The sequence below is a fragment of the Agreia sp. Leaf210 genome, assembly GCF_001421485.1.
GTDB lineage: Bacteria > Actinomycetota > Actinomycetes > Actinomycetales > Microbacteriaceae > Agreia.
In genome coordinates this window covers 970,976-997,962 of the sequence record NZ_LMKK01000001.1, presented here as the reverse complement: position 1 = coordinate 997,962, position 26,987 = coordinate 970,976, and the positions used below count along the sequence as shown (strand labels likewise).

General features: G+C 66.4%; 30 protein-coding genes. 13 read left to right on the top strand and 17 right to left on the bottom strand.

Translation table 11 applies throughout. From position 1 onward, the window contains the following. Nucleotides 1-25: 25 nt before the first annotated feature. The 6 genes from ASE64_RS04750 to ASE64_RS04725 all read right to left on the bottom strand — a co-directional run bounded on the left by ASE64_RS04750 (nt 26) and on the right by ASE64_RS04725 (nt 7,049). On the bottom strand, nt 26-1,003 hold the full coding sequence (locus tag ASE64_RS04750) for an acetylxylan esterase (RefSeq protein ID WP_055776536.1): 978 nt from the start codon (nt 1,001-1,003) through the stop codon (nt 26-28). Between the two features lie 12 nt (nt 1,004-1,015). After that, nucleotides 1,016-1,927: a carbohydrate ABC transporter permease gene (locus ASE64_RS04745; protein WP_082465893.1), complete on the bottom strand. Its 912-nt coding sequence runs from the start codon at nt 1,925-1,927 to the stop codon at nt 1,016-1,018. Then, nucleotides 1,917-2,879: a carbohydrate ABC transporter permease gene (locus tag ASE64_RS04740; RefSeq protein WP_082465892.1), complete on the bottom strand. Its 963-nt coding sequence runs from the start codon at nt 2,877-2,879 to the stop codon at nt 1,917-1,919. Before ASE64_RS04740 ends, ASE64_RS04745 begins: the two co-directional genes overlap by 11 nt. A 4-nt stretch (nt 2,880-2,883) precedes the next feature. Continuing rightward, nucleotides 2,884-4,164: an ABC transporter substrate-binding protein gene (locus ASE64_RS04735; RefSeq protein WP_055776532.1), complete on the bottom strand. Its 1,281-nt coding sequence runs from the start codon at nt 4,162-4,164 to the stop codon at nt 2,884-2,886. A 17-nt stretch (nt 4,165-4,181) separates the two neighbouring features. After that, nucleotides 4,182-5,789, bottom strand: a complete 1,608-nt coding sequence (locus ASE64_RS04730; protein ID WP_235480492.1) for an FAD-dependent oxidoreductase — start codon at nt 5,787-5,789, stop codon at nt 4,182-4,184. Nucleotides 5,790-6,110: 321 nt separating this feature from the next. After that, nucleotides 6,111-7,049 carry a cation diffusion facilitator family transporter gene (locus ASE64_RS04725; protein WP_055776529.1) on the bottom strand — a complete coding sequence of 313 codons (939 nt, stop codon included), beginning with the start codon at nt 7,047-7,049 and terminating at the stop codon, nt 6,111-6,113. 73 nt (nt 7,050-7,122) lie between these two features. Between ASE64_RS04725 and proC the strand changes: the two genes are divergently transcribed. Next, nucleotides 7,123-7,971 (top strand): pyrroline-5-carboxylate reductase, encoded by an 849-nt coding sequence (gene proC, locus ASE64_RS04720; protein WP_082465891.1) that lies wholly within the window; start codon nt 7,123-7,125, stop codon nt 7,969-7,971. Between the two features lie 71 nt (nt 7,972-8,042). After that, the gene (locus ASE64_RS04715) at nt 8,043-8,774 is read left to right on the top strand and encodes an SGNH/GDSL hydrolase family protein (RefSeq protein ID WP_082465890.1); all 732 of its coding nucleotides are present in this window, start codon (nt 8,043-8,045) and stop codon (nt 8,772-8,774) included. On the opposite strand, the gene ASE64_RS04710 is transcribed toward ASE64_RS04715, so the two are convergent. From ASE64_RS04710 to ASE64_RS04700, 3 genes are all read right to left on the bottom strand, one after another. Beyond that, nucleotides 8,768-11,257, bottom strand: coding sequence for a hypothetical protein (locus ASE64_RS04710; RefSeq protein WP_156351642.1), 2,490 nt, complete (start codon nt 11,255-11,257; stop codon nt 8,768-8,770). The two genes, ASE64_RS04715 and ASE64_RS04710, sit on opposite strands and share 7 nt — an antisense overlap. A 126-nt stretch (nt 11,258-11,383) precedes the next feature. Next, nucleotides 11,384-12,052, bottom strand: a complete 669-nt coding sequence (locus ASE64_RS04705) for a potassium channel family protein (protein WP_055776522.1) — start codon at nt 12,050-12,052, stop codon at nt 11,384-11,386. Next, nucleotides 12,045-13,487 carry a TrkH family potassium uptake protein gene (locus ASE64_RS04700; protein WP_055776519.1) on the bottom strand — a complete coding sequence of 481 codons (1,443 nt, stop codon included), beginning with the start codon at nt 13,485-13,487 and terminating at the stop codon, nt 12,045-12,047. Before ASE64_RS04700 ends, ASE64_RS04705 begins: the two co-directional genes overlap by 8 nt. A gap of 141 nt (nt 13,488-13,628) precedes the next feature. Here ASE64_RS04700 and ASE64_RS04695 point away from each other — a divergent pair, with 141 nt between their 5' ends. Continuing rightward, nucleotides 13,629-14,129 (top strand): ArsR/SmtB family transcription factor, encoded by a 501-nt coding sequence (locus ASE64_RS04695; RefSeq protein ID WP_055776516.1) that lies wholly within the window; start codon nt 13,629-13,631, stop codon nt 14,127-14,129. A gap of 127 nt (nt 14,130-14,256) precedes the next feature. Beyond that, nucleotides 14,257-14,454 carry a helix-turn-helix domain-containing protein gene (locus ASE64_RS04690; protein ID WP_044442490.1) on the top strand — a complete coding sequence of 66 codons (198 nt, stop codon included), beginning with the start codon at nt 14,257-14,259 and terminating at the stop codon, nt 14,452-14,454. 110 nt (nt 14,455-14,564) lie between these two features. Here ASE64_RS04690 and ASE64_RS04685 read toward each other — a convergent pair whose 3' ends face one another. Together ASE64_RS04685 and gabT are read right to left on the bottom strand one after the other, a co-directional pair. Then, a complete protein-coding gene (locus tag ASE64_RS04685; protein ID WP_156351641.1) occupies nt 14,565-15,524 on the bottom strand; it encodes a type IV toxin-antitoxin system AbiEi family antitoxin domain-containing protein in 960 nt (319 codons plus the stop codon). Between the two features lie 181 nt (nt 15,525-15,705). Continuing rightward, entirely contained in the window at nt 15,706-17,037 is a 1,332-nt protein-coding gene (gene gabT, locus ASE64_RS04680) for a 4-aminobutyrate--2-oxoglutarate transaminase (RefSeq protein ID WP_055776511.1), read from the bottom strand. A gap of 123 nt (nt 17,038-17,160) precedes the next feature. On the opposite strand from gabT, the gene ASE64_RS17080 reads away from it, so the two are divergent. Further along, nucleotides 17,161-17,259 carry a 30S ribosomal protein bS22 gene (locus ASE64_RS17080; RefSeq protein WP_003792170.1) on the top strand — a complete coding sequence of 33 codons (99 nt, stop codon included), beginning with the start codon at nt 17,161-17,163 and terminating at the stop codon, nt 17,257-17,259. 166 nt (nt 17,260-17,425) lie between these two features. On the opposite strand, the gene ASE64_RS04675 is transcribed toward ASE64_RS17080, so the two are convergent. Continuing rightward, nucleotides 17,426-18,199, bottom strand: coding sequence for an HAD family hydrolase (locus tag ASE64_RS04675; protein WP_055776508.1), 774 nt, complete (start codon nt 18,197-18,199; stop codon nt 17,426-17,428). A gap of 58 nt (nt 18,200-18,257) precedes the next feature. On the opposite strand from ASE64_RS04675, the gene ASE64_RS04670 reads away from it, so the two are divergent. The 3 genes from ASE64_RS04670 to ASE64_RS04660 are packed head-to-tail and all read left to right on the top strand — an operon-like array spanning nt 18,258 to nt 19,410. Continuing rightward, entirely contained in the window at nt 18,258-18,539 is a 282-nt protein-coding gene (locus tag ASE64_RS04670) for a glutaredoxin family protein (protein WP_055776505.1), read from the top strand. After that, complete coding sequence (locus tag ASE64_RS04665) at nt 18,536-18,835, top strand: Dabb family protein (protein ID WP_055776502.1); 300 nt, start codon at nt 18,536-18,538, stop codon at nt 18,833-18,835. The genes ASE64_RS04670 and ASE64_RS04665 overlap by 4 nt, the downstream gene beginning before the upstream one ends. Next, nucleotides 18,835-19,410, top strand: a complete 576-nt coding sequence (locus ASE64_RS04660) for a GNAT family N-acetyltransferase (RefSeq protein WP_055776499.1) — start codon at nt 18,835-18,837, stop codon at nt 19,408-19,410. Before ASE64_RS04665 ends, ASE64_RS04660 begins: the two co-directional genes overlap by 1 nt. A gap of 25 nt (nt 19,411-19,435) precedes the next feature. On the opposite strand, the gene ASE64_RS04655 is transcribed toward ASE64_RS04660, so the two are convergent. Further along, complete coding sequence (locus ASE64_RS04655; RefSeq protein WP_055776496.1) at nt 19,436-19,750, bottom strand: helix-turn-helix domain-containing protein; 315 nt, start codon at nt 19,748-19,750, stop codon at nt 19,436-19,438. Nucleotides 19,751-19,847: 97 nt separating this feature from the next. Then, nucleotides 19,848-19,976, bottom strand: coding sequence for a hypothetical protein (locus ASE64_RS17840; RefSeq protein WP_268750559.1), 129 nt, complete (start codon nt 19,974-19,976; stop codon nt 19,848-19,850). Between the two features lie 164 nt (nt 19,977-20,140). On the opposite strand from ASE64_RS17840, the gene ASE64_RS04650 reads away from it, so the two are divergent. From ASE64_RS04650 to ccsB, 5 genes are read left to right on the top strand one after another with little or no spacing between them, the layout of a single operon-like run. Beyond that, nucleotides 20,141-20,785 (top strand): histidine phosphatase family protein, encoded by a 645-nt coding sequence (locus tag ASE64_RS04650; RefSeq protein ID WP_055776493.1) that lies wholly within the window; start codon nt 20,141-20,143, stop codon nt 20,783-20,785. Next, a complete protein-coding gene (locus ASE64_RS04645; protein ID WP_055776490.1) occupies nt 20,782-21,393 on the top strand; it encodes a TlpA family protein disulfide reductase in 612 nt (203 codons plus the stop codon). The genes ASE64_RS04650 and ASE64_RS04645 overlap by 4 nt, the downstream gene beginning before the upstream one ends. A gap of 5 nt (nt 21,394-21,398) precedes the next feature. Continuing rightward, nucleotides 21,399-22,154, top strand: coding sequence for a cytochrome c biogenesis CcdA family protein (locus ASE64_RS04640; RefSeq protein ID WP_055776487.1), 756 nt, complete (start codon nt 21,399-21,401; stop codon nt 22,152-22,154). After that, nucleotides 22,138-23,808 carry a cytochrome c biogenesis protein ResB gene (gene resB / locus ASE64_RS04635; protein WP_055776482.1) on the top strand — a complete coding sequence of 557 codons (1,671 nt, stop codon included), beginning with the start codon at nt 22,138-22,140 and terminating at the stop codon, nt 23,806-23,808. The genes ASE64_RS04640 and resB overlap by 17 nt, the downstream gene beginning before the upstream one ends. Before the next feature lie 10 nt (nt 23,809-23,818). Continuing rightward, a complete protein-coding gene (gene ccsB, locus ASE64_RS04630; protein WP_235480491.1) occupies nt 23,819-24,808 on the top strand; it encodes a c-type cytochrome biogenesis protein CcsB in 990 nt (329 codons plus the stop codon). Here ccsB and ASE64_RS04625 read toward each other — a convergent pair. The 3 genes from ASE64_RS04625 to ASE64_RS04615 are packed head-to-tail and all read right to left on the bottom strand — an operon-like array spanning nt 24,793 to nt 26,954. Further along, nucleotides 24,793-25,410, bottom strand: a complete 618-nt coding sequence (locus tag ASE64_RS04625; RefSeq protein WP_055776478.1) for a hypothetical protein — start codon at nt 25,408-25,410, stop codon at nt 24,793-24,795. The two genes, ccsB and ASE64_RS04625, sit on opposite strands and share 16 nt — an antisense overlap. After that, nucleotides 25,407-26,405, bottom strand: a complete 999-nt coding sequence (locus tag ASE64_RS04620) for an o-succinylbenzoate synthase (protein WP_055776475.1) — start codon at nt 26,403-26,405, stop codon at nt 25,407-25,409. The genes ASE64_RS04625 and ASE64_RS04620 overlap by 4 nt, the downstream gene beginning before the upstream one ends. 21 nt (nt 26,406-26,426) lie before the next feature. Then, the gene (locus tag ASE64_RS04615; protein ID WP_055776471.1) at nt 26,427-26,954 is read right to left on the bottom strand and encodes a ribonuclease H family protein; all 528 of its coding nucleotides are present in this window, start codon (nt 26,952-26,954) and stop codon (nt 26,427-26,429) included. Between the last annotated feature and the right edge of the window lie 33 nt (nt 26,955-26,987).

Below are 26,987 nucleotides of genomic sequence, written 5' to 3'. Positions count from 1 at the left end.
GAGAGGCGGGCTGCGGGAGCGCTGATCAGCCCCGCAGTACCTCGGCGAAGATCTCGAGCGCCTGGGCGCGGTCTTCGATCGCGCCGCCCTCGTGGCCGTTGTAGGGCCACACCTGAATGTGCTTCGGCCCCGCGTAGTCGTTGTACGACGCGAACACCGTCGACGGCGGGCAGATCGCGTCCATGAGGGCCACCGAATACCACGCGGGTGCCGACGCGCGGCGGGCGAAGTTCACGCCGTCGAAATAGGCCAGGGTCTGCGTGACCGCATCGACCTGATCGCGCTGCGTCGCCAGGTAGTTCGCGATCTCGGCATACGGGTTCTCGTTCGTGATGGTCGTCGCCCGCACGATGTCGGAGAGGAACGGAACAGAGGCCACGGCCGCCGCGATGTCGTCGCGGAGGCCCGCCACAGCGAGCGACAACGCCCCGCCCTGGCTGCCGCCGACGACCCCGATACGCGTGGCATCGACGAACGGCAGTTGCGCCACAGCGTCGACGGCGAGCACGGCGTCGGTGATCAGCCGACGAAAGTAGTAGCTGTCGCGGTGGCCGATGCCCTTGGTCATCACCCCGGGGAATGCGGGTGGCGAGCCGTGCGGGTCTGCGGTCGCGCCCGCCGCCTGAAGCCGACCCGAGCCCTGCCCTCGCGAATCCATGACGAGATGCGCGAAGCCGGCCGACGCGTAGGCGAGGTGCGCGATCGGGTTGCCGCGACCGCCGCCGTAACCCAGGTACTCGACGACGGCCGGCATCGGATGCGCTGGGTCGGCGCCCACGGGCACGATCAGCCAAGCGCGCACGGGCTCGCCGCCGAAGCCCGAGAACTGCACGTCGTGCACGTCGACGCTCGAGAGCGGTGTCGCGAGCGCGGTGAAGACCGCGGGCTGAGCCGCCTGGCGCGACGCGGCGATCGTCTCAGACCAGAACTCGTCGAAGTCGGCAGGGGCGACGACGGCGCTGCGGAAGGTGCGCAGCGCCGCCTCGGGCATATCGGTGAACATGACTCGATCCTGTCAGCCCTTGAGACCGGAGTGGGCCAGGCCCTCCACGAACTGTCTCTGCGCGATGAGGAAGACGACCAACACCGGAACGACCGTCATCGTGGCCGCGGCCAACTGGGTGTCCCACATCTCTCCGCCGTAGGCATCGGTGAACCTGGTCAGCGCCTGCGGCAGCGTGAACAGCTCGGGGCTCGTGAGATACACCGTGGGTTCCAGGTACATGTTCCACGATCCGAGGAACGTGAGGATGGCGACGGCCGAGAGTGCGGGTTTGGCCAGCGGCATGCAGATGCGCCACCAGATCGCCACACGACCCAGGCCGTCGAGGCGTGCGGCCTCTTCGAGCTCGACCGGCAACGAGATGAAGAACTGCCGCATGATGAAGGTTCCGAGCACAGCGGGAGCACCGATTGCGGGCACCAGGATGAGCGGCAGGTGGGTGTTGATCATGCCCAGGTACTTGAAGATCTGGAACAGCGGGATGATCGTCACCTCGCTCGGCACCAGCAGGCCCGTGAGCACGATCAGGAACAGCACGTTCTTGCCGGGAAAGCGGATGCGCGCGAACGCGTATCCGGCCAGGCTGGAGACCAGCATCGCGACCACGGTGACGATCGCCGCGATATAGAGGCTGTTCAGGTACTGCTGCGCGAACGGCTGGAATGTGAACGCGTCGACGTAGGCCGCCGTGGTGGGGTTCTCGGCGAACAGGGTCGGCGGCGACGCGAAGATCTCGTTCAACGGCTTGAACGACGACGTGATCATCCACAGGGTCGGCACCGCGAATGGGATGGCCATCACGATCAGCGAGGCGATGAGCAGCACCGACCTGAGACGCGAACGCACGCGACGAGGCTTGCGGATGCCGTTGGCCGCCGGGGCCTGTGTAGCCGTGACGGGTCTGGTCAGGACGTCAGTCTTCATAGAACACCCACTTGCGTCTCAGCTGCCACTGCACGATGGTGAGCACCAGCACAAAGCTCAGCAGCATCAGCGCCAGCGTGGAGCCGTAGCCGATGTCGTTGAATTGGAAAGCCTGCTGGAACACGTAGTAGACCAGCACGGTCGTCGAGAGTTCCGGTCCGCCCTCCGTGAGCACGGCCACCTGCGCGAAGGCCTGCAGTGATCCCACGATGGTGATGACCGAGGTCAACAGGAGCGTGGGGGAGATCAGCGGCAGCGTGATGCTGAAGAAGATCTTGCGAGGGGTGGCGCCGTCGATGCGGGCAGCCTCGTAGAGGTCGCCGGGCACGCCCTGCAGAGCAGACAGGAACAGGATCATGTTGACCCCGACGCTGCGGATGACCTGCGTGACGATGACGGCGATCATCGCGGTGGGGCCGGTCTGCAGCCAGTTGGGTCCACTCACCCCCACGAGCGCGAGCAGGTTGTTGATCGCGCCGTTGTCTTGGAGGAGGAAGCCCCAGACCAGGGTCCAGGCGACGACCGAGATGACGACCGGCGAGAAGAACAGCGTGCGGAACAGGGCGCCGCCCTTGATACGCCGATTCAGCAGCACGGCCAAGCCGAGACCGACGGCCAGGTTGAGCACGACGACACCCACGCTGAAGATGGCCGTCGCACCGAGCACGCTGCCCAGCTTGGGGTCGGCGAGGGCCGCGCTGTAGTTCTCTCCGCCGACGAAGCTCAGCTTGCCCGTGAAGATGTTCCACTTGTTGAGGCTGAACCAGATGCCTAGCCCCACGGGGATCAGCACGAACGCGACGATCCCGATGAACTGGGGAAGGATGAACAGGTAGCCCGCGAGAGTGTCGCGGCGCTTCATATTCCAGAACGACCGCTTCTTCGCCGTTGCCCCGGGGGGCGCAGCCGGCGACGTGGGGGGCGCCACCGGCTGCGAGATGGTGGAGGTCATGAGGTCACTCGGCCGTCAACAGGGGCTTGAGCGCACCGCACATGTCGGTCAGAACCTCTTTCACGTCGGCGTCAGGCGTCCACATGCGGTCGAGCACCGTCTTTCCGGTCTGCGCGATCTCGGCCGGACCTGTGTGCACGGGCGGCGAGACGGCCTCGGGAAGCTCATCGACGACCACGCGGGTCAGCTGCTCCTCGGAGAGTTTCGTGTTCACAGCGGCCAGCTTCTCGCCGGTCAGGAGCGACTCGCGGGGCGGCGGGAAGAACTGGGCCAGCTTGGCCGAGTTCGTCGGGTTCGTCAGGAACGAGAGGAAGTCCACGGCCTCCTGCGGGTGCTTGCTCGACTGAAGCACGCCCATGCCTGCCTGGCCGAGAACGGAGTAGTCGCCTGCGGGGCCTGCGGGCAGTGGGTAGATGTCGAAGTCGAACGACCCGTCGAGCAGCGACGCCCGTGACACCTGCGCGGTGGTGAAGGCGGCGTCACCGGCGAAGAAGTCCGCCGTCACACCAGGACCGGGCATCGACTTGTCGACATAGACGGCGTCGTGCAGGAACTGGAACGCGTCCACCATCTCCGGCGTGTCCATCGTGCACGTGTCGCCCTTGTCGTTCCAGGCTTCTGCGCCCCATCCGGTCCACACCGCGGGAAGGGTGAGCCACGATGAGAAGTTGAAGTCGCGGATGACGAAGCCGGCCTTGCCGGTCTGCGCGTTCACCGCCGCCCCCATCTTCGAGACGTTCTCCCACGTGAGATCGGCGGGATCGACCGTCTGGCCGGCCTCGGCCAGCAGCGTCTTGTTCACGTACAGGGCGAACGGCGAGTTCGAGAACGGATAGGCGTAGAGCTCTCCGTCTTGAGAGAACGACTTCGCCACGCTCGGCAGGATGTCGTCGTAGTCGTACCCCTTGGTCGCCTTGAACGGCTCGGTCAGCGGCACCATGGCATCCGACACGATCAGGTCTTTCGCGATGTCGCCGACCCAGGCCATGTCAGGTGCGTTGCCGCCGGCGACCTGCGTCGTGAGGGTGGTGTTGTAGTCGGCGAACGGCAGTGACTCGAACGTGATCGACTTGATCTCGGGGTGGGTCGTCTTGTACTCGTCGGCGACCGAGTTGAACAGCGCCAGCTGGTTCGCGTCAGACGTCCAGACCGACATGCGCAACTCGACGCTTCCGGGCGGGGCGGAGGTGGGTGCCGCGTCGGGCGCCCCTCCCGAGCACGCGGATACGAGCAGTGCGCTCGCCGCGATCGTGGCGACGGCCGCCAGCTTCCTTGCTGATTTCATTGCCTCTCTCATTTCTCTTAGTAGCCCAGGATTTCGGGCCAGTGGATCTCGATTCCGGACGCTTCGAGCCGCGCCTGGAACTGCTCGGTCAGGGCGTCGTCGGCCCAGACGTCTCTCGGTGTGTGCCCGGTCTCGAGGCAGAACGCCGCCAACTCACCCGCGGACTCGCCGATGTTCCACTCGACCGGGTGCAGTCGATACGCGCCGTTGGTGATGTGGGTCGTGCCGATGTTCTTCGACGCGGCCAGCAGATTGATCGTCTCCCGGGGGATCAAGGCTCCCAGGGGGATCTCGAAGGGGCTGCATTCGACATCGATGTAGTTGTCGCCGCCGACCGACGGGTGCAGGTCGATACGGTACATGCCGACGCCCACCGACTTGTCGAAGCGGGCCGGTCCGTCGCTTCCTCGAGCGGCGACGCTGATGTCTTGCTCGACGATCGTCGTCAGGGCTTTGATGCGGCGGGATTCGCGGATATACGGTGCCTGGGCCAGGCCGTCGGCCGTTCCCAGAACGTCGCCGCGCAGCCTGAGTCCGGGCCAGCCGAACCCGCCATCCGGTCTCGGTGCCTCGGTCTGAAGCCAGTAGAAGTACGACAGTGCGAGCTGGCGGGCGCCCTCGAGATGACGCGCGACGTCGTCGTTGTCGAGGATGGACTCGTCGAGGTAATCGAGCATCGGCCAGTTGGCGATCACGATGTCGCTCTCGTAGCTGCCTTCGGTGAACGTGGAGCGTGCGGCGATGCGGCGGAACATCCACAGATCGGTGTCTCCGCCCGACAGGCTCTGATCGGCGTCGCGGCCCTCGACGAGCGGCGGGTTGACGAACATGGTGCGCAGCTCGGGCGTGAGGGTGCGTGGGTTCGGGGCGGTGAACGACAGCAGCCTGTCGCCCCAGAACGTCGGTTCGTAGCTGTGCCAGTAGTCATAGTCGGCTGGGCGGTCGATGGTGTTGTCGCCCGGCGCGACGTCGAATGCGAAGCACCACGTGACGGCCTGCACATTGCGCGGGTCTGCGGTGTCGGGAGCGCTCGGTTCGCCGTACTCCGCGTTCGACTCGGAGCCGGTCACGTAGTCGGTCGACGAGAGCGGAAGCAGCGCTCCTGTCTCGGTGGCGTCGAGCACGTACGGTGCCGACACCGAGACCTCGTGTCCGTTCTCGATATTGCGCAGCAGCACGCTCGAGACGACGTGTTCGTGGCGCTCTACGGCAACGGGAACGTAGGGCTGCAGCACCTGCAACCGCCCGCTCGAACGGTAGGGCGCCAACATCTGATCGATGACGGCGACGGCGACGCGGGGCTCGTGGCAGAGCTTGCTCACAAGACCCGCACCCGGGTTCAGCCAAGCGTTGTCGCGAGCCTCGGGGGTGAGCGGGTAGAAGTCGCGGTAGTACTGCCTGATTCCCTCACGCAGGGCTCGATACGAGGAGGTGACCCCGAACTGCTCGACCCACTTGTGCTCGTCGGGCGGCACGGCCTGCGAGGTGAGCTGTCCGCCGAGCCAGGAGAACTCGTCGCTGAGCAGAACCGTGCGTCCCGAACGCAGCACGGCGAGGGCCGCGGCCACTCCGCCGAGGCCGCCCCCGATCACGGCGACGTCGACCTCGATCGACAGGGCCTTCACGCTCGCACCCGGTCGCGGCGGGCTTCGGCCGACCGCGCGGAGGAGGTGCTGTAGTTCGGCTCCATCGTTCTGCTCCCTTGCAGGTAATTCGTATTGTGTCTGGGACTTGCCCGGTACCCCAGTGACTCTACGATGCGTTTGCACGAAGAGAAAGCTTTCGCGCGGGTAATCTTCATTGCCTCGTCGAAGAGGGTGTTCAGAGACCGATCAGCCTCGGGCGCGCGAGCTAGATGAGGACAAAATCCTGCCTCGAGCGGACGGCACAAGCCGATTCGCGGCACACGCTGCGCCGAGTGGGACTCGACGCGAATATGTCCTCGGTTAGAGGTCGGTCGTCGCGTCCGCGACGCTCGGCGCGTAGACGTCGGGCTCCAGGTAGATCACACGAGCGATGGGTACTGCCTCGCGAATGCGCGCCTCGACGGCGTTGATGGCCAGAGCGATATCGGTGAGCGTGGTGGCCGCGGGCAGCGTAATCTTGGCGCCGACGAGCATCTCGTCCGGGCCGAGATACATCGTCTTCAGGTGCACGAGGTGCTCGACCTCGGGGCTCGACGTGATGGCGTTCTCGATCTTCGAGAGGTCTTCATCGGTGGCGCCCTCGCCGACCAGCAGACTCTTGGTCTCGATGCCCAGGATCACGGCGACGAGCACGAGCAGGGCACCGATGAACACGGTTCCGATGCCGTCCCACACGCCATTGCCGGTGAGAACGGTCAGGCCGACTCCGGCGAAGGCGAAGACGAGTCCGAGCAGGGCAGCCGTGTCTTCGAGCAGTACCACGGGCAGCTCCGGCGCCTTCGCCCGGCGGATGAACTGCAGCCAGCTGAGCGTGCCACGCGTGGGGTTCGACTCGCCGATCGCCGTGCGCAGAGAGAACCCCTCGAGGCCGATGGCAATGACGAGCACCAGCATCGGCAGCCACCACACCTCGAGCGGGTGCGGATTGTTGATCTTCTCGATGCCTTCGTACAGAGCGAACACGCCACCCACAGAGAACAGGATGATCGACACGACGAAGGCGTAGACGTAGCGCTCGCGGCCGTAGCCGAAGGGATGCGCGCGGTCGGCCTGCTTGCGCGACTTGCGGCCGCCGAGCAGCAACAGCAGCTGATTGCCCGAGTCGGCGGCAGAGTGCACGCTCTCGGCGAGCATCGACGACGACCCAGAGAACAGGAAGGCGATGAATTTGGTGAGAGCGATGCCGAGATTGGCTGCCAGCGCGGCGAAGATCGCCTTGCTGCCTCCGGATGTGCTCATGAGTCTGTCCTCTACGCGCTGTACCTGCACAGGTGGCGGCTTACCCGTCGATCCCCAATCCTAGGATGGACCCGTGACCGACACTGCCCCCGTCTCCCTGCCCGCCATCGCCATCCTCGGCGCCGGATCGATGGGTCGTGCCATTCTCTCCGGACTGCTCGCACCGACCGTCGACGTGTCCGGCGGCATCCGCGTGACGAATCGCTCGGCCGCCCGCGCCGCGGAGTTCGACGACGTCGAGGCGGTCTCGGCCTGGGCGACCGACGACGATCCCGAGGCGAATCGCCGGGCTGTCGCCGGCGCATCCATCGTTCTGGTGGCGGTCAAACCGCCCATGGTGCCGGCCCTGCTCGACGAGATCGCGGATGCGCTGGAGCCCGGCGCGATCGTCGTGAGCGTGGCGGCGGGCGTGACCGTCGCGACTTTCGAGCAGCGTCTGCCGGAGGCTGTGGCCGTGCTGCGGTCGATGCCCAACACCCCCGCGATCGTCGGCAGCGCCGTGACCGGGCTCTCGGCCGGCACCCGGTCGACGGCCGATCAGCTCGCGCTCGTCAGGCGGGTGTTCGAGACGGTCGGCGAGGTCGTCGTCGTTCCCGAAGACAAGCTGGATGCGTTGTCGACGATCTCGGGGTCGGGCCCGGCGTACGTCTTCTTTCTGATCGAGCAGCTCACCGCGGTGGCCGTGCAGAAGGGGTTCACCCCGGAGGAGGCCGCCGTTCTGGTGAACGGCACGTTCCTGGGGGCATCGCAGTTGCTGGCGGCGTCGGAGTCGACCCCTGCAGAGCTGCGTCGACAGGTGACGAGCCCCAAGGGAACGACCGAGCGCGCCGTCGCGGTGCTGCAAGACGGGGGAGTCGACGAGCTGTTCGCCCGGGCGACGGATGCGGCGCTCGCTCGCGCTCGGGAGCTCGCCGCCGGCTGAGCGTTCGCTCCCTGAGCCAGCAGATGGGCAACCCCCTGTGCTGTGTCGGGGCGCAGCGATAGCGTTTCAGAGTGAACCTTCTCTCTCTGTGGCCGATCAGTCTGATCGTGCGGCATCGCGAAACAGCGGCGGCGCGCATCGACCTCACGATTCCGGTGAACTCGGCGTTCTGGCGCGCGCGCCAGAAGAAGGCGGGCGAGCTGCTCTACGTGGTCATCGGAGATTCAGCGGCGCAGGGAATCGGGGCGTCGAAGCCGTACCGCGGTTACGTCCAGGTCGTGGCGAACCACTTCGCCGCAGAGACGGGGCGCTCTGTGCGGATCGTCAATCTCAGCGTCGCGGGCGCCCGGCTTCGAGAGGCTCTCGCCATCCAGATGCCGAAGCTGGCCAAGCTGCTGCGCGATGTCTCGCCCGATCTGCTGACCGTGTCGATCGGTGCCAACGACATCAACTCGTTCGAGAAAGAGCGCTTCGCCCGCGAGCTCGAAGAGCTGTACTCACAACTGCCCTCGACCGCGATCGTCGCCGATCTGCCCTGCTTCCATATCCCACAGCGTGAGCGGCTCGTGGCCGTCGCCAATCGCATCGTGAGGGCGACCGCCGAGCGCCATGGCCTCACCGTCGCGCCGCTCTACGAGGTGACCAAGCGGCAGGGAATCGTGAAGGCGGTCTATCAGTCGGCGGCCGACCTGTTCCACCCGAACGACCGCGGCTACCGGGTCTGGGCCTCGGCGTTCTTGCCTGATGTCGCTTCGCGGGCCCGAAGCATCCGGGCCCGCGAGGCTGCATCGCCGACTCAGTAGCCGTTGGAGTCGGGCACGAAGGTCGCCTTGTCGCCGTCGATCTTCACGTCGCCGCTCACCCGGATAGTCGTCTTGTTCGAGCCGTCACGCTCGCCGCCCGAGGTGTACTTGTAGGTGACCGAGGCGGATCCGGTCTTGGTGGTCGTCACGCTCATAGTGCCGTCGTAGCTGATTCTGATCTCGTATTCGGGAGCCTCGGTCAGACTCCACACCACGTTGGTGGGGTTGCCGTACGAGTAGTACAGATCGTTCGGGCAGTTGTCAGGCTCGAGCGATGTCGACGCGATGCACTCTGCGAGGTAGGCGTCCACCTGCTTGCTGATCTCCTCTGTCAGGCCCGGCGTGGCCTCGGGCTCGAGCGCGACCGGGTTCGTGCTGCCGAGGACGCTGCCGGCCATGATTGTGCCGGAGACCGGTTCCGCGGTCAGCCATCTGCTCGACTTGGAGATGCTGAAGTCGTAGCGTCCCGGGAACGCGATCAGGCTCAGCCCTTCACCGCGCTGCTCGTCGCTGAGTTCGATCGGCACGCCGTTGACCTCGACCTGGTCGAGCGACTCGTCGATGTACACCGGCAGGGTGGACTGTTCGGGGCGGTCGAGCTTCCAGTCGTCGAAGAAGAGCCACTGCTTGCCGCGGGACTCGACGGTGAACTGCATGGTGGCCTTGCTACCGTCTTGATCGACCTCGGCGGTCACGTTCGCGGTGTCGCCCGAGGTGGTCACCGACGTGATGTCGTATGACGTGATGCGGCCGGCCGCGGCGCGGAAGATCTCGTCGTCGAGCAGGAGGCGCTCAGAGTTCGGGGCGTCGACGTCGCTCAACTGGAGCGCACGCGAAGCGTCGCCCTCGACGAGTGCATCGAGGTACTCCGACACCTTCGCCTGCGGGGCGTTGACCACGCCGTTGGCGATCGAGAGCCCCACCGACGCGAGTACCGCGACGACGATCACGCTGCCAGCCACGATGGAGCCGACCACGATGCGCTTCTTGGTGCGCGGATCTAGCGGGTTGGTGGGCGGGGTCGTCACCGCGGGTGAGGCAGTGGTCGCGGGTGCCGAGGTTGCCGCGTTCGGGTCGGTGACGACCGGCTCCCCGACCTCGGGAGCGCCCGCGAACGGCGCGACGGACACGTGGGGCCGAGCGAGAGACGCGGGCGGAGTGGAGCTCACGAAACGCAGCGCCACGCGGTTGAGGCGAGCGACGAAGCCGGCGGGCAGGACTCCGAGTACGTATCCCGCGACGTACCGAGAGACCACCTCGACGAGGGCCCCGAGCGCGGCGAAGAGCAGGAACGTGTAGGCCGCAGGGCCGACCGTCAGTGACCCCGAGACGAACCCGCCCACGGATCCGCTTGCCGCGACCGAACCGAACAACGAGATGAGCAGACCGACCAGAGCGAAGGCGCCGACGCTCGAAGCCCAGGCCGCCACGGGAGCCATGGGTCGCGAGGCCCGGAGGACTCGCAGGAGCGTGCCCGCAACGGCGATCAAGACGATGACGAGCACGACATCGACGACGACGACCCAGGGGTCCGCCGAGCCGATCCAGATCGAGCTCGGTGTGCCGGTTCCGATGGCCTGCATCAGGGTGCCGCCGGCCGAGAGCTGGCCGAAATGCATGACCGCAAGCGCGTCGACCGCGGCCGTCGGCAGCCAGAGCGGCGCGCTCAACAGGGCGCGCGGACCAGATTGCACGGTGACCCCGATGATGAGTGCGATGCCGACGACGAGCGAAGCGGCGACGGCGTAACCGAGGGCGATCCAGAGCGCTGAGCTGAGCGCAGCGGGAAGGCGAAGGCCGACACCGAACGGCTTCGCCTCGCGTCGGGCACCGGGTGTGCTCGCGCGACCGATCACAGCACTGAGCGTCATGATCACGAGTGCGCCCGCGAAGAGGCTGACGGATGCTGTGGTGACCGAGAACATCGCGCCCTCGGACGAGTAGGCGATCGAACCGATCAGCGCGAGCACGGTGATCAGGACGGAGTAGCTCAGGCCCTGGGTCAGCGCGGTGATCCAGCGTACGGACGCAGTGTCACTCGGTACTCGCCGTTCGGCAACGTGAGACGTGACGGCAAGAGATCCGGCCTGCACCAGGAGGAAGAGCAGCGGTACGACGAAGACGAAGACCGAGCCGCTGACGGACAATCCCATGGCGCCGGCAGAGACCGATCCCGTGATCGTTCCGAAGAGCCCGGCACCCAGCAGCTGCAGGGGAAGTGCGGCCACCAACGACCATGGCCGAGACTCGTCGATCGAGAGAACGGTGAGGATCGTCGCCAGGAGTCCGAGCACGTAGCCGACCACCAGCGTGGTGGCCACGGGCAGAAACATCGGCAACAGGCGCTGCGGCCCGAATGCTCGGGCAAAGACGGATGGCGGCCCCGCGGGTGGCGGTGTCGCAGCGGCCGGTTGCGGCTGCGCCGGGGCGGCCGGTTGCGGGGTGTTCGGATCGCCTGCGGGCGCGGTTGCTTCGTCGGTCACTGGAATTCCCTCGAGTCGGCCTGAATTCGGCGTGGGATTTTCCCCACACCTTGTCTAGCACTCGGGGGCACCCGTATGAGGGTGTTCGGTGTCCGCATTTATGCCGACACCGGTAGCGAGATTTCGCTACTCGAGGGCCGAGAACTTCTCGATGTCGCTCGAGGTGCCGGAGACGATGATGATGTCGTGGTCGGTCACGACCGTCTTCTCTGTGGCGTAGGTGAAGGGCTTGCCGGGCGACTTCACTCCGACGACGGTGATGTTGTGGCGCGAGCGAACGCCCGACTCGGTGAGGTTCTTTCCGCGGATGGGCCTCGGCGGGAACATCTTGACGAGAGCGAAGTCGTCGTCGAACTCGATGAAGTCGAGCATCCGTCCCGACACGAGGTGGGCGACCCGCTCGCCGGCCTCGGCCTCCGGGTAGATCACGTGGTTAGCGCCGATGCGCTCGAGGATCTTGCCGTGCGATTTCGAGATGGCCTTGGCCCAGATCTGCGGAACCTTGAGATCGACGAGGTTGGCGGTGATGAGCACGCTCGCCTCGATCGACGAACCGACGGCGACGACGGCGATCGAGAACTCGCCCGCGCCGATCTGCCGTAGCGCGTCGATGTTGCGCGCATCCGCCTGCACCGTGTGGGTGATGCGCTCGGACCACTTCTGAACGAGCGTGTCGTTGTCATCGATGGCCAGGACCTCGCGGCCGAGGCGGTCGAGCTGGCCGGCCGTCGCGGCGCCGAAGCGACCGAGGCCGATCACGAGGACAGGAGCGTCGTGCTTGATGCGATCAACCAACGATGGGCCTCTCTTCGGGTCGTCTGAACAGCTGCCGGCGCTGGCTCGCTGCGAGGGCTGCGGCGAGAGTCACTGTACCAACGCGACCCATGAACATCGTCGCGGCCAGCACGTAGATGCCCGAGTCGGGCAGGGATGCCGTGAGTCCGGTCGTGAGCCCCGAGGTCGCGAACGCGGAGATCACGTCGAAGAGCACGAAGTCGAGCGGTGCCTTGGTGATCTGCAAAATGACGATGGTGGAGATGGCCACGGTGGTGGCGCCCCACAGCACGACGCTCACGCCGAGTCGGAGGACGTCACCCGGGATGCGGCGCCCGAAGGCCTCCATCGACTCGTTTCCGCGGGCCTCCGCGAAGGCGGCGAGAAACAATACGGCGAGTGTGGTGACCTTGATGCCACCGGCCGTCGACGCGGAACCGCCGCCGATGAACATCAGCATGTCGGTGACGAGCAGGCTCGATCCGTTGAGGTCGCTGATGGCAACCGTCGAGAAACCACCCGACCTCGTCATCACCGACAGGAAGAGCGACTGGAAGATGGTGTCGCCCGCGTTGAGGTCGCCGTAGGTCTTCGGGTTGTCGAACTCGAGCACGATGTAGAGCACGGCACCGGCGACGATGAGGATGAGCGAGGTCACGAGCGTGAGCTTCACGTGCAGTGACCAGCGCTTCGGCTTCTTGATGTTGCGCGAGAGCACGTAGATGATCGGGAATCCGATGCTTCCCATGAAGACGCCCAGCATCAGGATGCTGAGGAACCAGTAGTCGTTCTCGAACGGGGTGAGGCCTTCGGCGTTAGGCGAGAAGCCGGTGTTCGTGAAGGCCATGGCCGAGTAGTAGAAGCTGTCGGTGATCGCCGGGGCGAGGGCGACGCCGTCGATGAGCATGCGGGGGATGAGAAGAAGCGCGATCACGAGCTGGATCACGAGGGAGCTCACCGCGACGGTGGCCAGCAGCCCGCCGATCTCGCCGAGCCGCACGGCCTGGCCTTCCGACACGGCGCCGTGGCGCATCCGCATGGGGTTGGTGTCGCCGGCGGCCATGAGTCGGCTCTTGAGGCCGAGTTTGCGCGACACGGCGAGGCCGAGGATCGACGCCAGCGTGAGAACGCCCAGCGCACCGATCTGCACGCCGATAAAGATGAAGATGTGGCCCACGACCGACCAGTGCGTGGCCATGTCGACGGTCGAGAGCCCCGTGACGCAGATCACCGAGACGGCGGTGAAGAGCGCGTCGGCGATCGGCGTGACCGAGCCTTTCGCCTGCGAGATCGGCAACGAGAAGAGCACGGTGAAGATCAGGATCATCGCCGTGAAGATCAGAATCGCGAAGCGCGACGGCGACTGCTCGGAGAACTCGTCGATCATGTCGCGGATGCGGCCGATCGGTGTGCGCCTGGCGTAGACGGAGCGCCGCGTGGGTGCGGGTATGCGCATCGAGCGTCCTTCGTCGACAAGGCCGACTGCTGCTCGGTCGGCCGAATGAATTCCAGTCATGGTACTCCGGCGAAGCATCCGGGCGGCGCGCCAGCCCCCAGGCTAAGAAGCAATCTCGCCTCGACTGACTACCCTGGTGCCATGGCCGACATCTTCTCCGTGATCGCTGACCCGACGAGACGCCACCTGCTCGAGCTTCTGCTCGAGCGCTACACGGCAGCTGGTTCCGCCGAGGCCGCGCCGCACGCGGGGGAGTCGAGCGTCTCCGAACTGGTTCACGCACTCGACCTGAGCCAGCCCACCGTGTCGAAGCACCTCAAGGTTCTGCGCGACGCCGGCCTCGTCGCCGTTCGCGAAGAGGGGCAGCACCGGTACTACAAGCTCGACGCATCGCCGCTCGAAGAGGTCGAGGACTGGGCCATCCCGTTTCTCTCGGCCGACTTCGATGGCTCCCTCAAAGACGACGACGCCGAGTGGGCAGACACAGCCGTGGGCGGCCACACGCCGGATGCCGCGGGCTCGGCCTCGGAATTCGCCCGCAACGTCGGGCGCACGGTCGCGACCTCGAGCCACCAGGCGCGAGCCGTGGTCGAAGATCTGCAGGCCAACGCGACCAAGCTCGTATCGCGACTGCGCAAATAGGGGCGAACACCCGGTTGCCCCGCATCCGGTGCACGCCCTAGAGTTGCGAATCATCACGGAGTCTCGTTCGTCACTCGCGTGATTCGTCGCAGTGCCCGTAGAGAAGTTCGTATAGAGGAGAGACGCCATGGCCGGCTCAGACCTGCCCGATGTGCGCTTTCTGACCGTGGCCGAGGTCGCCGACATGATGCGCGTGTCGAAGATGACCGTCTACCGCATGGTGCACTCGGGCGAGATGCCCGCGATCCGTTTCGGCCGCAGCTTCCGCGTGCCCGAGACCGCGGTGGCCGAGGCCCTCACGCAGCACGCGGCCGACACGGCGTAGCCCAGCGGCGGTTCCTGCCGCCCGCCGCTTGCCTCCCGCCGCATCCGCGCCTACTGGGCGCATCCGCTCCTGCTCGTCCAGGCGCGGATACCCCGAACAGGCGCGGATACTCAGCGATGCCAGCGGCGGTGCGGATTTACGATGGGCAGTCCATCACGCAGGAGGCGCGCTCGCAGCTTCGGAATGCTGATGCAGATCGGCCAGTCCCAGCGCGTGACCTTTCTGGGCAGCGCCTTGAACCTGTCCTCACGGATCTTCTCTTCGTAGATCACGTCGCCCGCATTGCGCCCGCGGAGGTATTCCGGCTTGAAGTACTTGACCTTTCCGTCCACTTCTCCGAGGTGGTCGAAGCCCTCGAAGTCGTAATCCGGTTCGCCGATGAAACCGTCGACGTCGAAGAACGGGGTTTGCAGGCGAGGCTGGGGAAAACCCGCCAGGTACATGTTCACGCGTCCCGCGGATTCGGCCGGAGAGTCCGCGAGGTGCGTAGCGAACTCGAGAATGCGCAGCGATCGTGCATGGGCCTTCAACGGCTTCGCGGCTTCCCACTCCGCGAGTAGTCGCTCCTTCGTGAGATGGCCGGGCCGCTTGCGGTGGAGCGCGTATTCGGCGCTGGCTACACCGGACATCGCCGAACTCACCGTGGCCAGATCGATGATCGTTCGAACGAACGATGTCACGAGCAGTCCGTCGACCTCGACGACATCGACCGACGCCATCTCGGTGACGTGGGCGATGATGCCGTCTTTCGAGCGTCCGCCCGATGTGCGATCGATCACTCGATGCACCTCGGCCGGCCAGCGCCCGATGATCGGGATGCCCCAGATCGCCGCTGCGGACCAGTGAGAAAGCACCGGGCGCTCGCGTCGCGTCTCGGCAACACCTCGCACGCGCAGCAGATAACGGTCGAGGTCATTGAGGTCGGCCCAGTCGGCGGCAGACGCATAGACACCCCGCCGAAGCCGCACGGCACGCCCCGATGTCTTCGCCCGCGCAAGCGCGTGCCGGTCACCTCCCACCCTCTCGAACTCGCGGATGAGCACAGGCCGTGGCGTGTTTTCGGTAGTCATGCACGACAGCGTGCGGCACCGTGATCTCTCCGACCCATTCTCATCCGCACATTGTGCACAGCTCGCGTGCGACGTTCGAGGGGAGGAGTGGTCGGCGCGCACGTCCGCGCCGGTTCGGCGCATCCGCTACCGGCCGACCAGGCGCGGATGCCCCCAACAGGCGCGGATGCGAGCGCGGCGGCTAGAGCGTGGCCAGCGCCTCTTCGAGGACCGTCGCCGCGTCGTCGATCAGTTCGTCGCTGATGACGACCGACGGCATGATGCGCAGCACCGAGTCCCAGCTGCCCGCATCCAGCACGATCACGCCGTGCGTGGTGGCGTACTTCAGGATGGCGGTCAGGGCCTCGGGGTTGGGCTCGCGCGTGCCGGGCTTGACGAGCTCGACGCCGAACATGGCACCCTTGCCGCGCACCTCGCCGACCACGTCGAACCTCTCGGCCCAGTCGCCGATGCGCGCCCTGAGCGACGCCTCGACCCGCTGCGCCTCGGCCAGCAGGCCCTCGCGCTCGATGATGTCGAACACTTCGAGGGCGGCCGCGGTCGAGACCGGGTTGCCGCCGAACGTGCCGCCGATGCCGCCGGGCTGCACGGCATCCATGATCTCTGCGCGACCCGTGACCGCGGCGAGAGGGAACCCGCCCGCGATGCCCTTGGCCGTGGTGATGAGGTCGGGGATCACGCCGTCGTGGTGCTCGATCGAGTACCAGGCTCCGGTGCGGGCGATGCCGGCCTGGATCTCGTCGGCGACGAAGACGATGCCGTTCTCGCGGCAGAACTCGGCGATGCGGGCGAAGTACCCGGGTGCCGGAATGACCACGCCGCCGTCGCCTTGGATCGGCTCCACGAAGAACGCGGCGATCTCGGACGCGCCGATGTGGGTCGTGATGTAGTCGATGGTCTTCTCAGCGGCCTCAGGTCCGGAGAGCCCGTCGCGGAACGGGTAGCTCGTGGGAACGCTGTAGACCTCGCCGGGGAACGGCCCCATGCCGGCGCGCTCGGGCCAGGGGCGGTAGGTCATGGCCATGGTGAGGTTCGTTCGGCCGTGGAACGCGTGGTCGAGGCTCACGATCGCCCGGCGCCCGGTGAACTTGCGGGCGATCTTCACCGCGTTCTCCACCGCTTCGGCGCCCGAATTCACGAGGATCGAGTGCTTCTCAAAGTCGCCAGGAGTGATCTCCGCCAGCTTCTCGGCCACCCGCACGTAGTTCTCGTAGGGGGTGACGGTGAACAGGGTGTGGGTCAGCTTGCCGGCCTGCGCGGCGGCGGCTGCGGCGACATCCGGATGCGCGTGGCCGATCGTGGTGACACCGATTCCGCACCCGAGATCGATCAGCTGGTTGCCGTCGACGTCGACGAGGATCGCTCCGGCACCGCGGTCCATGTAGATGTTCGCCAGGGTGCCGGCGCCGCGCGAGACGGAGCGCTCCCGCCGCTCCTGCAGGGCGACCGAATTGGGCCCGGGCAGTTCTGTGACGAGCGAGCGCTGTTGGGGAATGTCGAAGTCGCGAACCATGGCTTCAGCCTATGCGCTGGTCGGGCGCATTAGTCGTTCAGCGTTCGGCCTTGTAGACTGCTCCGAGGCAAAATTCTCTTCCGCTGCGATCTGCGCAGCGAAGCTCAAAATCGTGAGGTCCCTGTGGGTTCAGTAATCAAGAAGCGTCGCAAGCGTATGGCGAAGAAGAAGCACCGCAAGCTGCTTCGCAAGACACGTCACCAGCGCCGCAACAAGAAGTAGCATCTCGTGCAGCGCTCATAGCGCTGCCGATGTAGCACCAGCGCCAGGCCTGAGGTCTGGCGCTTTTGCTGTGCCCGCGCGCCTTGGCGGCCGCATCCGCGCCGATCGGGCGCATCCGCTGCTGGTCGATCGGGCGCGGATGCGCCCAACCGGCGCGGACGCCGGATCAGCGAGCTCGGCGGGCCTCTCGGCGTACGCGCTTGCGTGCATCTTTGATGCTCGACGGGTTCAACCGCATCACCGGCCAGTCGTGCTTGGTGGCGTGGGCGAGCAGCGCGTGGTCGGGGTTCACCACGACCGGATGGCCGACGAACGACAGCAACGGAATGTCGTTGCTCGAGTCGGAGTAGGCCCAGCATTCGGTGGGGTCGACGCCGGCTCCGTTCGCGAGGGCGATCGACGCGTCGGCTTTGTCTTGCGCGTGCATGACGGGGCCCTCGAGCACGCCCGTGTAGACGCCGTCTTTCGACTCGAAGCGGGTTCCCAGTGCGCCGGTCAAGCCGAGTCGGCTCGCGAAGACGTCGGCGACCTCGCTGGCTGTGGCAGAGACGATCCAGACCTGGTGCCCCATCGCGAGGTGCTCTTTGGTGAGCGCCACGGTCTCGGGCCACAGTCGCTGGCTGATGCGGCGATCGAAGATGTCCTCGCTCAATGAGCGGATCTCGGCCTGAGTCTTGCCCGCGATGAGAAGCAGCGCCTTCTCTTTAATGTCGCTGAGGTGGCCCATGTTCTCGCCGACCTTGATGAAGTGTCGCTGCTGCCAGAAGAAGCGCCAGATGTCGCGGGGCGAGAGCATGCCGCGTCGCCACGCGCCGATGGCCACATGCCAGATGCTCGCGCCGCGCAGGAGCGTGTTGTCGACGTCGAAGAACGCGATGACAGGGCGGTCTCCGGCGGGCGATTCGCGGCCGCCGCCAGACGGGAGTTCGGTATTCGGCATGGGTTCTCCATGGTACTCACCCGGGCTGCGCGACAGCGCCGGGGGCTAGGGTGAATGAGTGCCCGCCATCCAGCTCACCCTGCTCTCGAAGCCGGGCTGCCATCTCTGCGATGATGCCCGACAGGTCGTGGCAGACGTACTGGCGACGATCCCGCAGCGCGACAGTTCTGCCTCGGTGGACTTCGACGAGAAGTCGATCCTCGACGACCCGGAGCTCTTCGATGAATACGTCGAGGAGATTCCCGTGGTGCTGATCAACGGGCGCGTGCACACCATCTGGCGCGTCGACCCGGCGCGCCTCACGAACGCTCTCACCACCGAACTCGAGGAGTCCGCATGATCCGTCACGTCGTCGCATGGAAGCTCGCCGCAGAAGACGACGAGGGCAAGGTGGCCGCTGCCGCCTCCATCCAGGCCGCCCTCGCCCCGCTTCCCGCGATCATCCCCGAGATCAAGAGCTTCTCGATCGGACCCAACGTGGCGTACGCCGATCAGAACTGGGACATCTGCCTCGTCGCCGACTACGACGATCTCGATGGGCTGGAGACGTACCAGGTGCACCCCGAGCACCTGAAGGCCGTCGACGTCGTCAGGCCGCTCGTCTCGGCGCGGGCGAGCGTCGACTTCGAACTCTGATGACCGCGACGGCGCAGCTCGAGACGCCGAGGCTCATCCTTCGCCGCTGGCGCTCGTCCGACCGTGAGCCTTACGCGGCGATGAACGCCGACCCCGAGGTGATGCGCTACTTTCCCGCTGTGCTCGATCGCGAGAGGAGCGACCTCTCGGCCGAACGGATCGACGCGGGCTTCGATCTGCACGGCCACGGGCGCTGGGCCATGGAACGTCGTGACACCGGCGAGTTCATCGGCTTCACGGGCGTCGGGCCGATGCCCGAGGGTGTGCCCGGTTCTGACGGCATGGAGATCGGCTGGCGGGTCGCCCGCGCGCACTGGCGGCAGGGTTTCGCCCTCGAGGCGGCGACCGCCGCGCTGGATGCCGCGTTCGCGCCGGACGCTGCTCCGGCGCTTCAGGAGGTCAACTCCATCACGGCGGTCATCAACGAGCCGTCGCGCGGCGTAATGCGCCGTCTCGGCATGCGCCATGTCGACGATTTCGCGCATCCGGTCGTGCCCGAGGGGTCGCCCATCAGGGCGCACGTGCGTTACGTGCTCACGCGCGACGAATGGATGCGGTCGCGCCCGACCTCGTGACGGTGTTGCCTGCCGCGTGAAGCGGTCAGGACGCCTCGGAGCGCCGCGACGCCTCGCGTTCGCGAATGAAGTCTGCGGCGGTGAGGCCGTGCACGCGCTTGGAGTACATCGACGCGTTCAAGCCTTCGACGAAGAAGCCCGGGTCTGCGTTGAGCGCAGTCGCGAGCCGCACCAGTGTCTCGACGTTGGGGTGCACCTGGCCGCGTTCGATCTTGCCGACGCTGGTCCAATGCATCTCTGACAGCGAGGCGAGGTCTTCAAGAGTGAGACCCAGCTTGAGACGCTGTTCGCGCACTCGTTCGCCGAGAATCGCGGCGGCATCCGAGTGCGTTTTGGTCACGCGTCATGATGTCGCGCATAAGAGAAGCGAGGCCAGAGCGTCGACGCTCAATGCGTTTGTGCCCTGCCAGGACTCGAGTCTCGGCAGGGACTCGGCGTCAGCGTGCGGCGTACTCGCGCGTGGGCTGGCGGCGGTAGCCGTCGGTGGCGACGGCGCGCACGGTTGCGGCGATGCCGGCGACCGAGATGGTGGCGAAGATGGACGATACGACGATGGCGATAAGCATGAGTTGTGAACCTTTCTTGTGATAAGTCTCAACTTCTCAACGCAGAAGCACAACTAACTATTTCTTGCACCGAGAAGTAGTTTGCCTACTTTGTTGGGCTTCTCTGTAAGCGCATCATGCGGCTATCAGCTTTTCCCCGACCGAGGCTCCGTAAACTGGACTCCGTGGTAGCCAGCCAGATCCATCTCGTGCGTCACGGCGAGGTCTTCAATCCCCAACGTGTGCTCTACGGGCGACTCCCGGGATTCGGTCTCTCCGATCTCGGGCACGAGATGGCGCGCTCCGCCGCGGCCGAGCTCGTCGAGAGGCGCCGCAGTGTCAGTGCCCTCTACGCATCTCCCCTGCAGCGCACGCAGGAGTCGGCCCAACCGATCTCGCAGGCGTTCGAGCTGCCGATCATCACCGATCCGCGCATCATCGAGCCCACGAACCGCTTCGAGGGGCTGAATATGCGCGGCCGCAGCTCCGCGCTCAAGAGCCCACGCACCTGGCCGTGGCTCCGCAACCCCACCATCCCCACGTGGGGCGAACCGTACGCTTCGATCAAGATCCGGATGCTGGCCGCCATGAGTGACGCCTACAACTCCGTCGAGTCGGGAGACGTCGTGCTCGTGAGCCATCAACTCCCCATCTGGACGACACATCTCGCGGTCGCCGCGAAACCCCTCTTCCACGATCCGCGCCGCCGCCGATGCGAGCTCTCGAGCATCACGAGCTTCGAGCGCGTGGGCAACCGCTGGGTCGAGTCGGGGTACGTCGATCCAGCCGCCGATCTTGCCGAGAACGCGACCGACGTGGGTGCCGTATGACCGGCATCCGGATGCGCCGCGCTGCCAAAGCGGGGGTCGCGGGTCTCGTCGTGGCCGGTGCCCTGCTGCTGGCGGGATGTTCGAACGATCCCCTCGCAGACCAGTACCTCTCGGGCGACAGCAAGAACTACATCGCCGGCGACGGCACGGTCACCGAGATCGAGCCCGAGTCGCGACAGCAGGCCGTCGACTTCAGCGGCACCACGGCCGAGGGCTCCACGGTGAGCCAGGCCGACTACTCGGGCGAGGTTGTCGTGCTCAACTTCTGGTACGCCAGTTGCGCGCCGTGCCGGGTCGAGGCCCCCGACCTCGCGAAGCTCAGTGCGAAGTACGACGGACAGGGCGCGAGCTTCCTCGGGGTCAACGTGCGCGACCAGGCGCCCCAGGCCATCAGCTTCGAGAAGAACTACGGCATCGAGTACCCCTCTGTGATCGACACAGACGGCGCGCTGCAGCTCGCGTTCAGCGGAGAGGTGTCGCCGAATGCGGTGCCGACCACCCTCGTCATCGACAAGCAGGGCCGGGTCGCCGCTCGCATCCTCGGCCAGGTGAGTGAGCCGTCGATTCTCGACACGCTCATTCGCGACACCATCGCCGAGTCGAGCTAGCACCGGTGAACAATCCCTTCGCGGAGGCGGTGCTCTCCGGGCAGTTGCTGCTCGCCCTGCCGATCGCCTTGCTGGCCGGTCTGGTGTCGTTCGCATCACCGTGCGTTCTTCCGCTCGTGCCGGGCTACCTCGGCTACATAGGCGGCTTCGCCTCGGCTCCGGATGCGACGGGTCGCGCGCGCGGCCGCGGCCGGCTACTCCTCGGCGTGGCTCTGTTCGTGCTCGGTTTCTCGCTGGTCTTCGTGGCCTACGGAGCGGCATTCGGCGCGGTCGGCGCCTGGCTCACCACCTGGCAGGACCTGATCACTCGCATTCTCGGCGTCGTCGTCATCGTGCTGGGCCTGGTCTTCATCGGCCAGTTCACCTTCATGCAGCGCACCTTCAAGCCGTCGTGGGCTCCCGCAACCGGGCTGGCCGGTGCGCCGTTGCTCGGCATCGTCTTCGGGCTCGGCTGGACTCCCTGCATCGGCCCGACCCTCTCTGCCATCGCCGCGCTCAGCCTCAACGGAGCCTCCCCGTGGCGGGGTGCCCTGCTCGGCCTGGTGTACTGCATCGGCCTCGGCATCCCCTTCTTTCTCGTCGCCCTCGGCTTCAACTGGGTCACCGGATCGGTCGCATTCCTCAAACGGCATATTCGCGCCGTCAACATCATCGGTGGAGCGCTGCTCATCGCCGTCGGTCTACTGATGGTCTCGGGAATCTGGACCATCGTCATGAACAACCTGCAGGGGGTGATGTTCTCCTTTGTCTCGCCCGTCTGATCATTACGATTCCCCGAGCCCGGCGCCCGAGTCCGCACGAGGCGGCGGCTCGGCATCCATCACCCAGCCCAAGCTGGGCGTGGTCGGCTGGCTACGCTGGTTCTGGCGTCAGCTCTCGAGCATGCGCACCGCGCTGTTCCTGCTGCTGCTGCTCGCGCTGGCGGCTGTGCCCGGCTCGCTCGTGCCGCAGCGCTCCAGTGACCCGAACGGCGTCACGCAGTACTTCGTCGACAACCCCACGCTGGCGCCGATCCTCGACAGCGTGCAGATGTTCTCTGTCTATAGCTCTGTGTGGTTCTCGAGCATATATCTGCTGCTGTTCATCTCCTTGGTCGGCTGCGTCATTCCGCGCACCAAGCACCACTTCGACGCGCTGCGCTCTGCCCCGCCGAAGACGCCCGCCCGGCTCGAGCGGCTCGGTGGGTTCATCACCCGACAGGCCGAGGGCGACTCCGCCGCGATCCTCGAGTCGGCGCGGACGGTCCTCAAGAAGTCCGGTTACCGGGTGCGTCTGTTCCAGGATGCGCGCTCCACGTCGGTCTCGGCCGAGCGCGGATACGCTCGCGAGACCGGCAACCTGGTGTTCCACACGGCCCTCGTCGGCATCCTCGTCACCGTGGGAATCGGCGGTGGCTTCGGCTACGCCGGACAGCGCGTCGTGGTCGAGGGACAGACATTCGTGAACACGCTGCTGGCCTTCGACTCGTTCAACCCGGGCAGGTTCTTCTCCGACGACACGCTCTCGCCGTTCACGCTGCGGCTCGACGAGTTCGACGCCACCTACGAGACCAAGAACCTCAATGCGTTCGGGCAGCCGATCGACTACACGGCGCACGTGACGACCGCCGAAAACGGCACGGAATCGGACGGCGAGGTCAAGGTCAACAGCCCGCTGAAGATCGGCGGCTCAGACGTCTATCTGCTCGGAAACGGCTATGCGCCGACCCTCACCGTGAAGAACGCTCAGGGCGACGTCGTCTTCACCGACTCGGTTCCGTTCCTGCCGCAAGACGCCAACCTCACCTCTCTGGGTGTCATCAAGATCACCGACGGGCTGCCCGAGCAGCTGGGAATGATCGGCTTCTTCTATCCGACGCAGGACGTGGGCTCGAACGGCGCCTACTTCTCGTCGTTCCCCGAGGCCGAATATCCGGTCGTCACCCTCAATGTCTACGAGGGTGACCTCGGTCTCGACAAGGGTGTGCCGACATCCGTCTACTCGCTCGCGACCGACAAGATGACCCAGCTCACCGGCGGCAAGACCGGTGTGGACTCGATCGAGCTCAAGCCCGGCGAGACGGCGCAGCTGCCGAACGGCATGGGCACGGTCACGCTCGACGGGATCAAGCGCTTCGCGTCGTTCGACATCCACCGCGACCCGACGCAGGCCTGGGTTCTCGTGTTCGCCATCCTGGTGCTGGGCGGCCTGCTCACCTCACTGTTCATCCCGAGGCGCCGCGTGTGGGTCAAACTCATCGAGAACGCCGACGGTGCGGGCGTGACTCTCGAGTACGCGGGACTGGCCCGAGGTGACGACCCTCGACTCGACGACGCCGTGGCCGAAATAGCCGACAAACACATCAAGAGCCTTCCGACGCCCGCCGGCAAGCCGACAACCACAAACCCCGGCGCGAACACGCCAGACGACGCTTAGGATTACCCCCGTGACCGAAACGCTCGAACAGTACTCGATTCTCCTCGTCTATTCGGCGATGGCGATCTACGCGCTCGCGTTCATCTCCTTCGCGCTCGACCTCGCGCGTCGCTCATCGCAGATGAAGGCCGCGGCGGCTGTTGCTGTCGCGCCTGAGCTGGTGGGCGCTTCGGTCTCGGGTGCGGGTTCCGCGTATGGCACCCCGGCAAGTGATGCGCCCGTCGACGGCGCGGTGGCCACGAAGCGCTCGGCGAGCCTGCGCATCGGCGTCTCGCTCACCATTCTCGGATTCCTGCTGCAGCTCGTCGGCGTCGTCCTCCGCGGCATCGCCGCCGGACGCGTGCCGTGGGCCAACATGTACGAGTTCTCGATCACGGGAACGCTGCTGATCATGGCCGTCTTCCTCGTCGTGCTGACTCGCCAGGACCTGCGCTTTCTCGGAACGTTCATCACCGGCCTCGTGCTGATTCTGCTGGGCGTCTCGACGGTCAACTACTACGTGGCTGTCGTTCCGCTGCCGCCCGCGCTCGAGTCCGCGTGGCTCGTCATCCACGTCTTCGTGGCCAGCCTGGGCACCGCGTTCTTCGCCCTCGGCGGCGCACTCTCCGGCATCCAGCTGTTGCAGAACCGTCGTGAGGCGTCGCCGAAGTCGCGCTTCCTCAACTTCCGTCTGCTCGACACGCTGCCCGACTCGGTGCGCCTCGAGAATCTGGCCTACCGCATCAACATCGTCGGCTTCGTGTTCTGGACCTTCACCCTCATCGCCGGTGCCGTCTGGGCCGAGCGGGCCTGGGGTCGCTACTGGGGCTGGGACACCAAAGAGGTGTGGACCTTCATCATCTGGGTCATCTACGCGGGCTACATCCACGCTCGGGCGACGAAGGGCTGGCGTGGATCGCGTTCAGCGTGGCTGGCACTCATCGGCTTCGCGGCCGTGCTGTTCAACTTCGGCGTCGTGAACGTGTTCTTCAAGGGTCTGCACGCCTACTCGGGTCTGTAGGCCGCGCGGTCGAGTACGAATGAGGCTCCGAAGAGTCCCAGGGCGAGGAACGTAGCCGCCAACATCCCGGGCTGCACGACGAGCGCGGCGACCATGAGCACGCCTCCCGCGATGTAGAGAACGAGCCGAGGCCGCGGCCCCCGTACCGCGAAGAGAACGAGTACGACCGCCGCGAACGCGCCCATCAGAATCGTGACCACGAGCATCGGGCCCGACCAGAAGTCCCGCGGCTGCCCTGTCACGCGGAGTCGGTCGATCGACTGGACTGCGATGACACTGATGTACGCCATGGGCGCGAGTGCGAGCAGGCCGACGAGCCGCGGCCGAAGCGTTGATGGAATCCACGCGGACATGGCGACGATCGCCAACGCTGAAACAAGCGTCCACACGAGGATGGCCGTTGCGACGGGAACGATGTAGCCGATGCCGTCGGCACACATGAACGTGCCCGGCGCGGACTCGCCCACATCGGAGTACTCGCAGTAGAGATGCACGCCGTCCCGAAGGAAGGAAACAAGCGGGAGTGCTCCGACGATCACGGAGAGAACGAGCGCCACGCAGACGACGGGCGCTGCCCACGCGCGACCGGGAACTCGTGTCATGCCCGCTCTGACAGCGAGTCGTAGCAGCGGCTGATTCGCGCTCGCCACCAGGCGTCGCGCTCGGGCGACGCCGCGTGCTGCGTGAGTCGTTCCTCGTCGAGGTCGACGCGCCCCACATCGATGAAGCCGCCGACGGCGCGCAGAGGCCGTGCCGTCACATCCGCCGCCAGCAATGACGCGGTGCCGAGGCCGCAGTCGAAGTCGAGCGAGGGGATGCTGGCGGCCAGCCATGCGCCCATCGACAAGCCCACAGACGTGTCGAGTGCGCTCGACACCACCACGGGCAGACCTGCCTCACGAACGATGTCGAGCGCCGAGTGGATGCCGCCCAGCGGTTGTGCCTTGATGACGAGCAGGTCGGCGGCGCCCGCACGCGCCACCGCCAGCGGGTCGTCGGCTCGGCGCACGCTCTCGTCGGCCGCGATCGGGATGTCCCAGTCGTGCAGGCGCTCGCGCAGCTCCGCGAGCTCGTCGATCGTCGCGCACGGCTGCTCGACGTACTCGAGATCGAATTCCGCCAGCGAATGGATGGCGTGCTCGGCCTCGTCGACGTTCCAGCCGCCGTTGGCATCGACCCGGATGCGCCCTTCTGCGCCGAGCTCCCGGCGAACGGCGCGCACGCGAGCGACGTCGTCGGCGAGCACCTGCCCGGCCTCGGCGACCTTCACCTTCGCGGTGCGGCATCCGTCGTACAGGGCGAGCACCTCGGGCACGCGTGACGCATCCACCGCGGGAACAGTGGCGTTCACGCGGATGCGGTCGCGCAACGGCGAGGGTTGCGTGCGCCACCCGAAGTCGATGGCGGCGGCGAGCCAGGTCGCGGCCTCGTCGTCTCCGTATTCGACGAAGGGAGAGAACTCCGTGGATCCCTCGGGCCCGCGGAAGACCACGGCCTCACGGGTGTCGATGCGGCGGAACCGGGTCGCCAGCGGAAGAGAGACGACGTGCGCGACGGCGAGCAGGTCGGCGAGGGGAGGGAGTTCGGGAGAGGCCATCTCCCCATTCTGCTCTGTGGCTCAGAACAGGGAGGGCGGGGCGGTGTCTTCGGCCAGGATGGCCTCGACCGGGGCAGATGCGGCGGCGCCCGGCCATCCCGGACCGCTCGGCACAGCGGTGCGGTTCTGGAATGCGGTGGATGCCGCGCGGGCGCGAGCGTCGGCCGCCTCGTTCATGGGGTGGTTCGCGTGGCCCTTGACCCACTCGAAGGTCACGACCCGGCCCTGTAGCGCCTCGTCGAGCTGCTTGATGATCTCCACGTTCAGCACCGGCTTGCCGTCGGCTTTGCGCCAGCCCTTGCGCTTCCAGCCCGCGAGCCACTCGGTGCACGCCTTGATGGCGTACTGGCTGTCGCACAGGATGTGCAGGGGCTCAGACTCGTTCTCGGTCGCGCGCAGCAACTCGAGGACCGCGGTGAGTTCTCCGATGTTGTTCGTGGCGCGCGGCCATCCGCCTGCCGCCCAGCGCTCGTCGTCGACGTACCAGGCCCAGCCTGCGGGGCCGGGATTGCCGAGGGCTGAGCCGTCTGCGGAAGCGACGATCGTCACGGGTGAACTCCTTCTGGCGCACGAAGCGGGAAT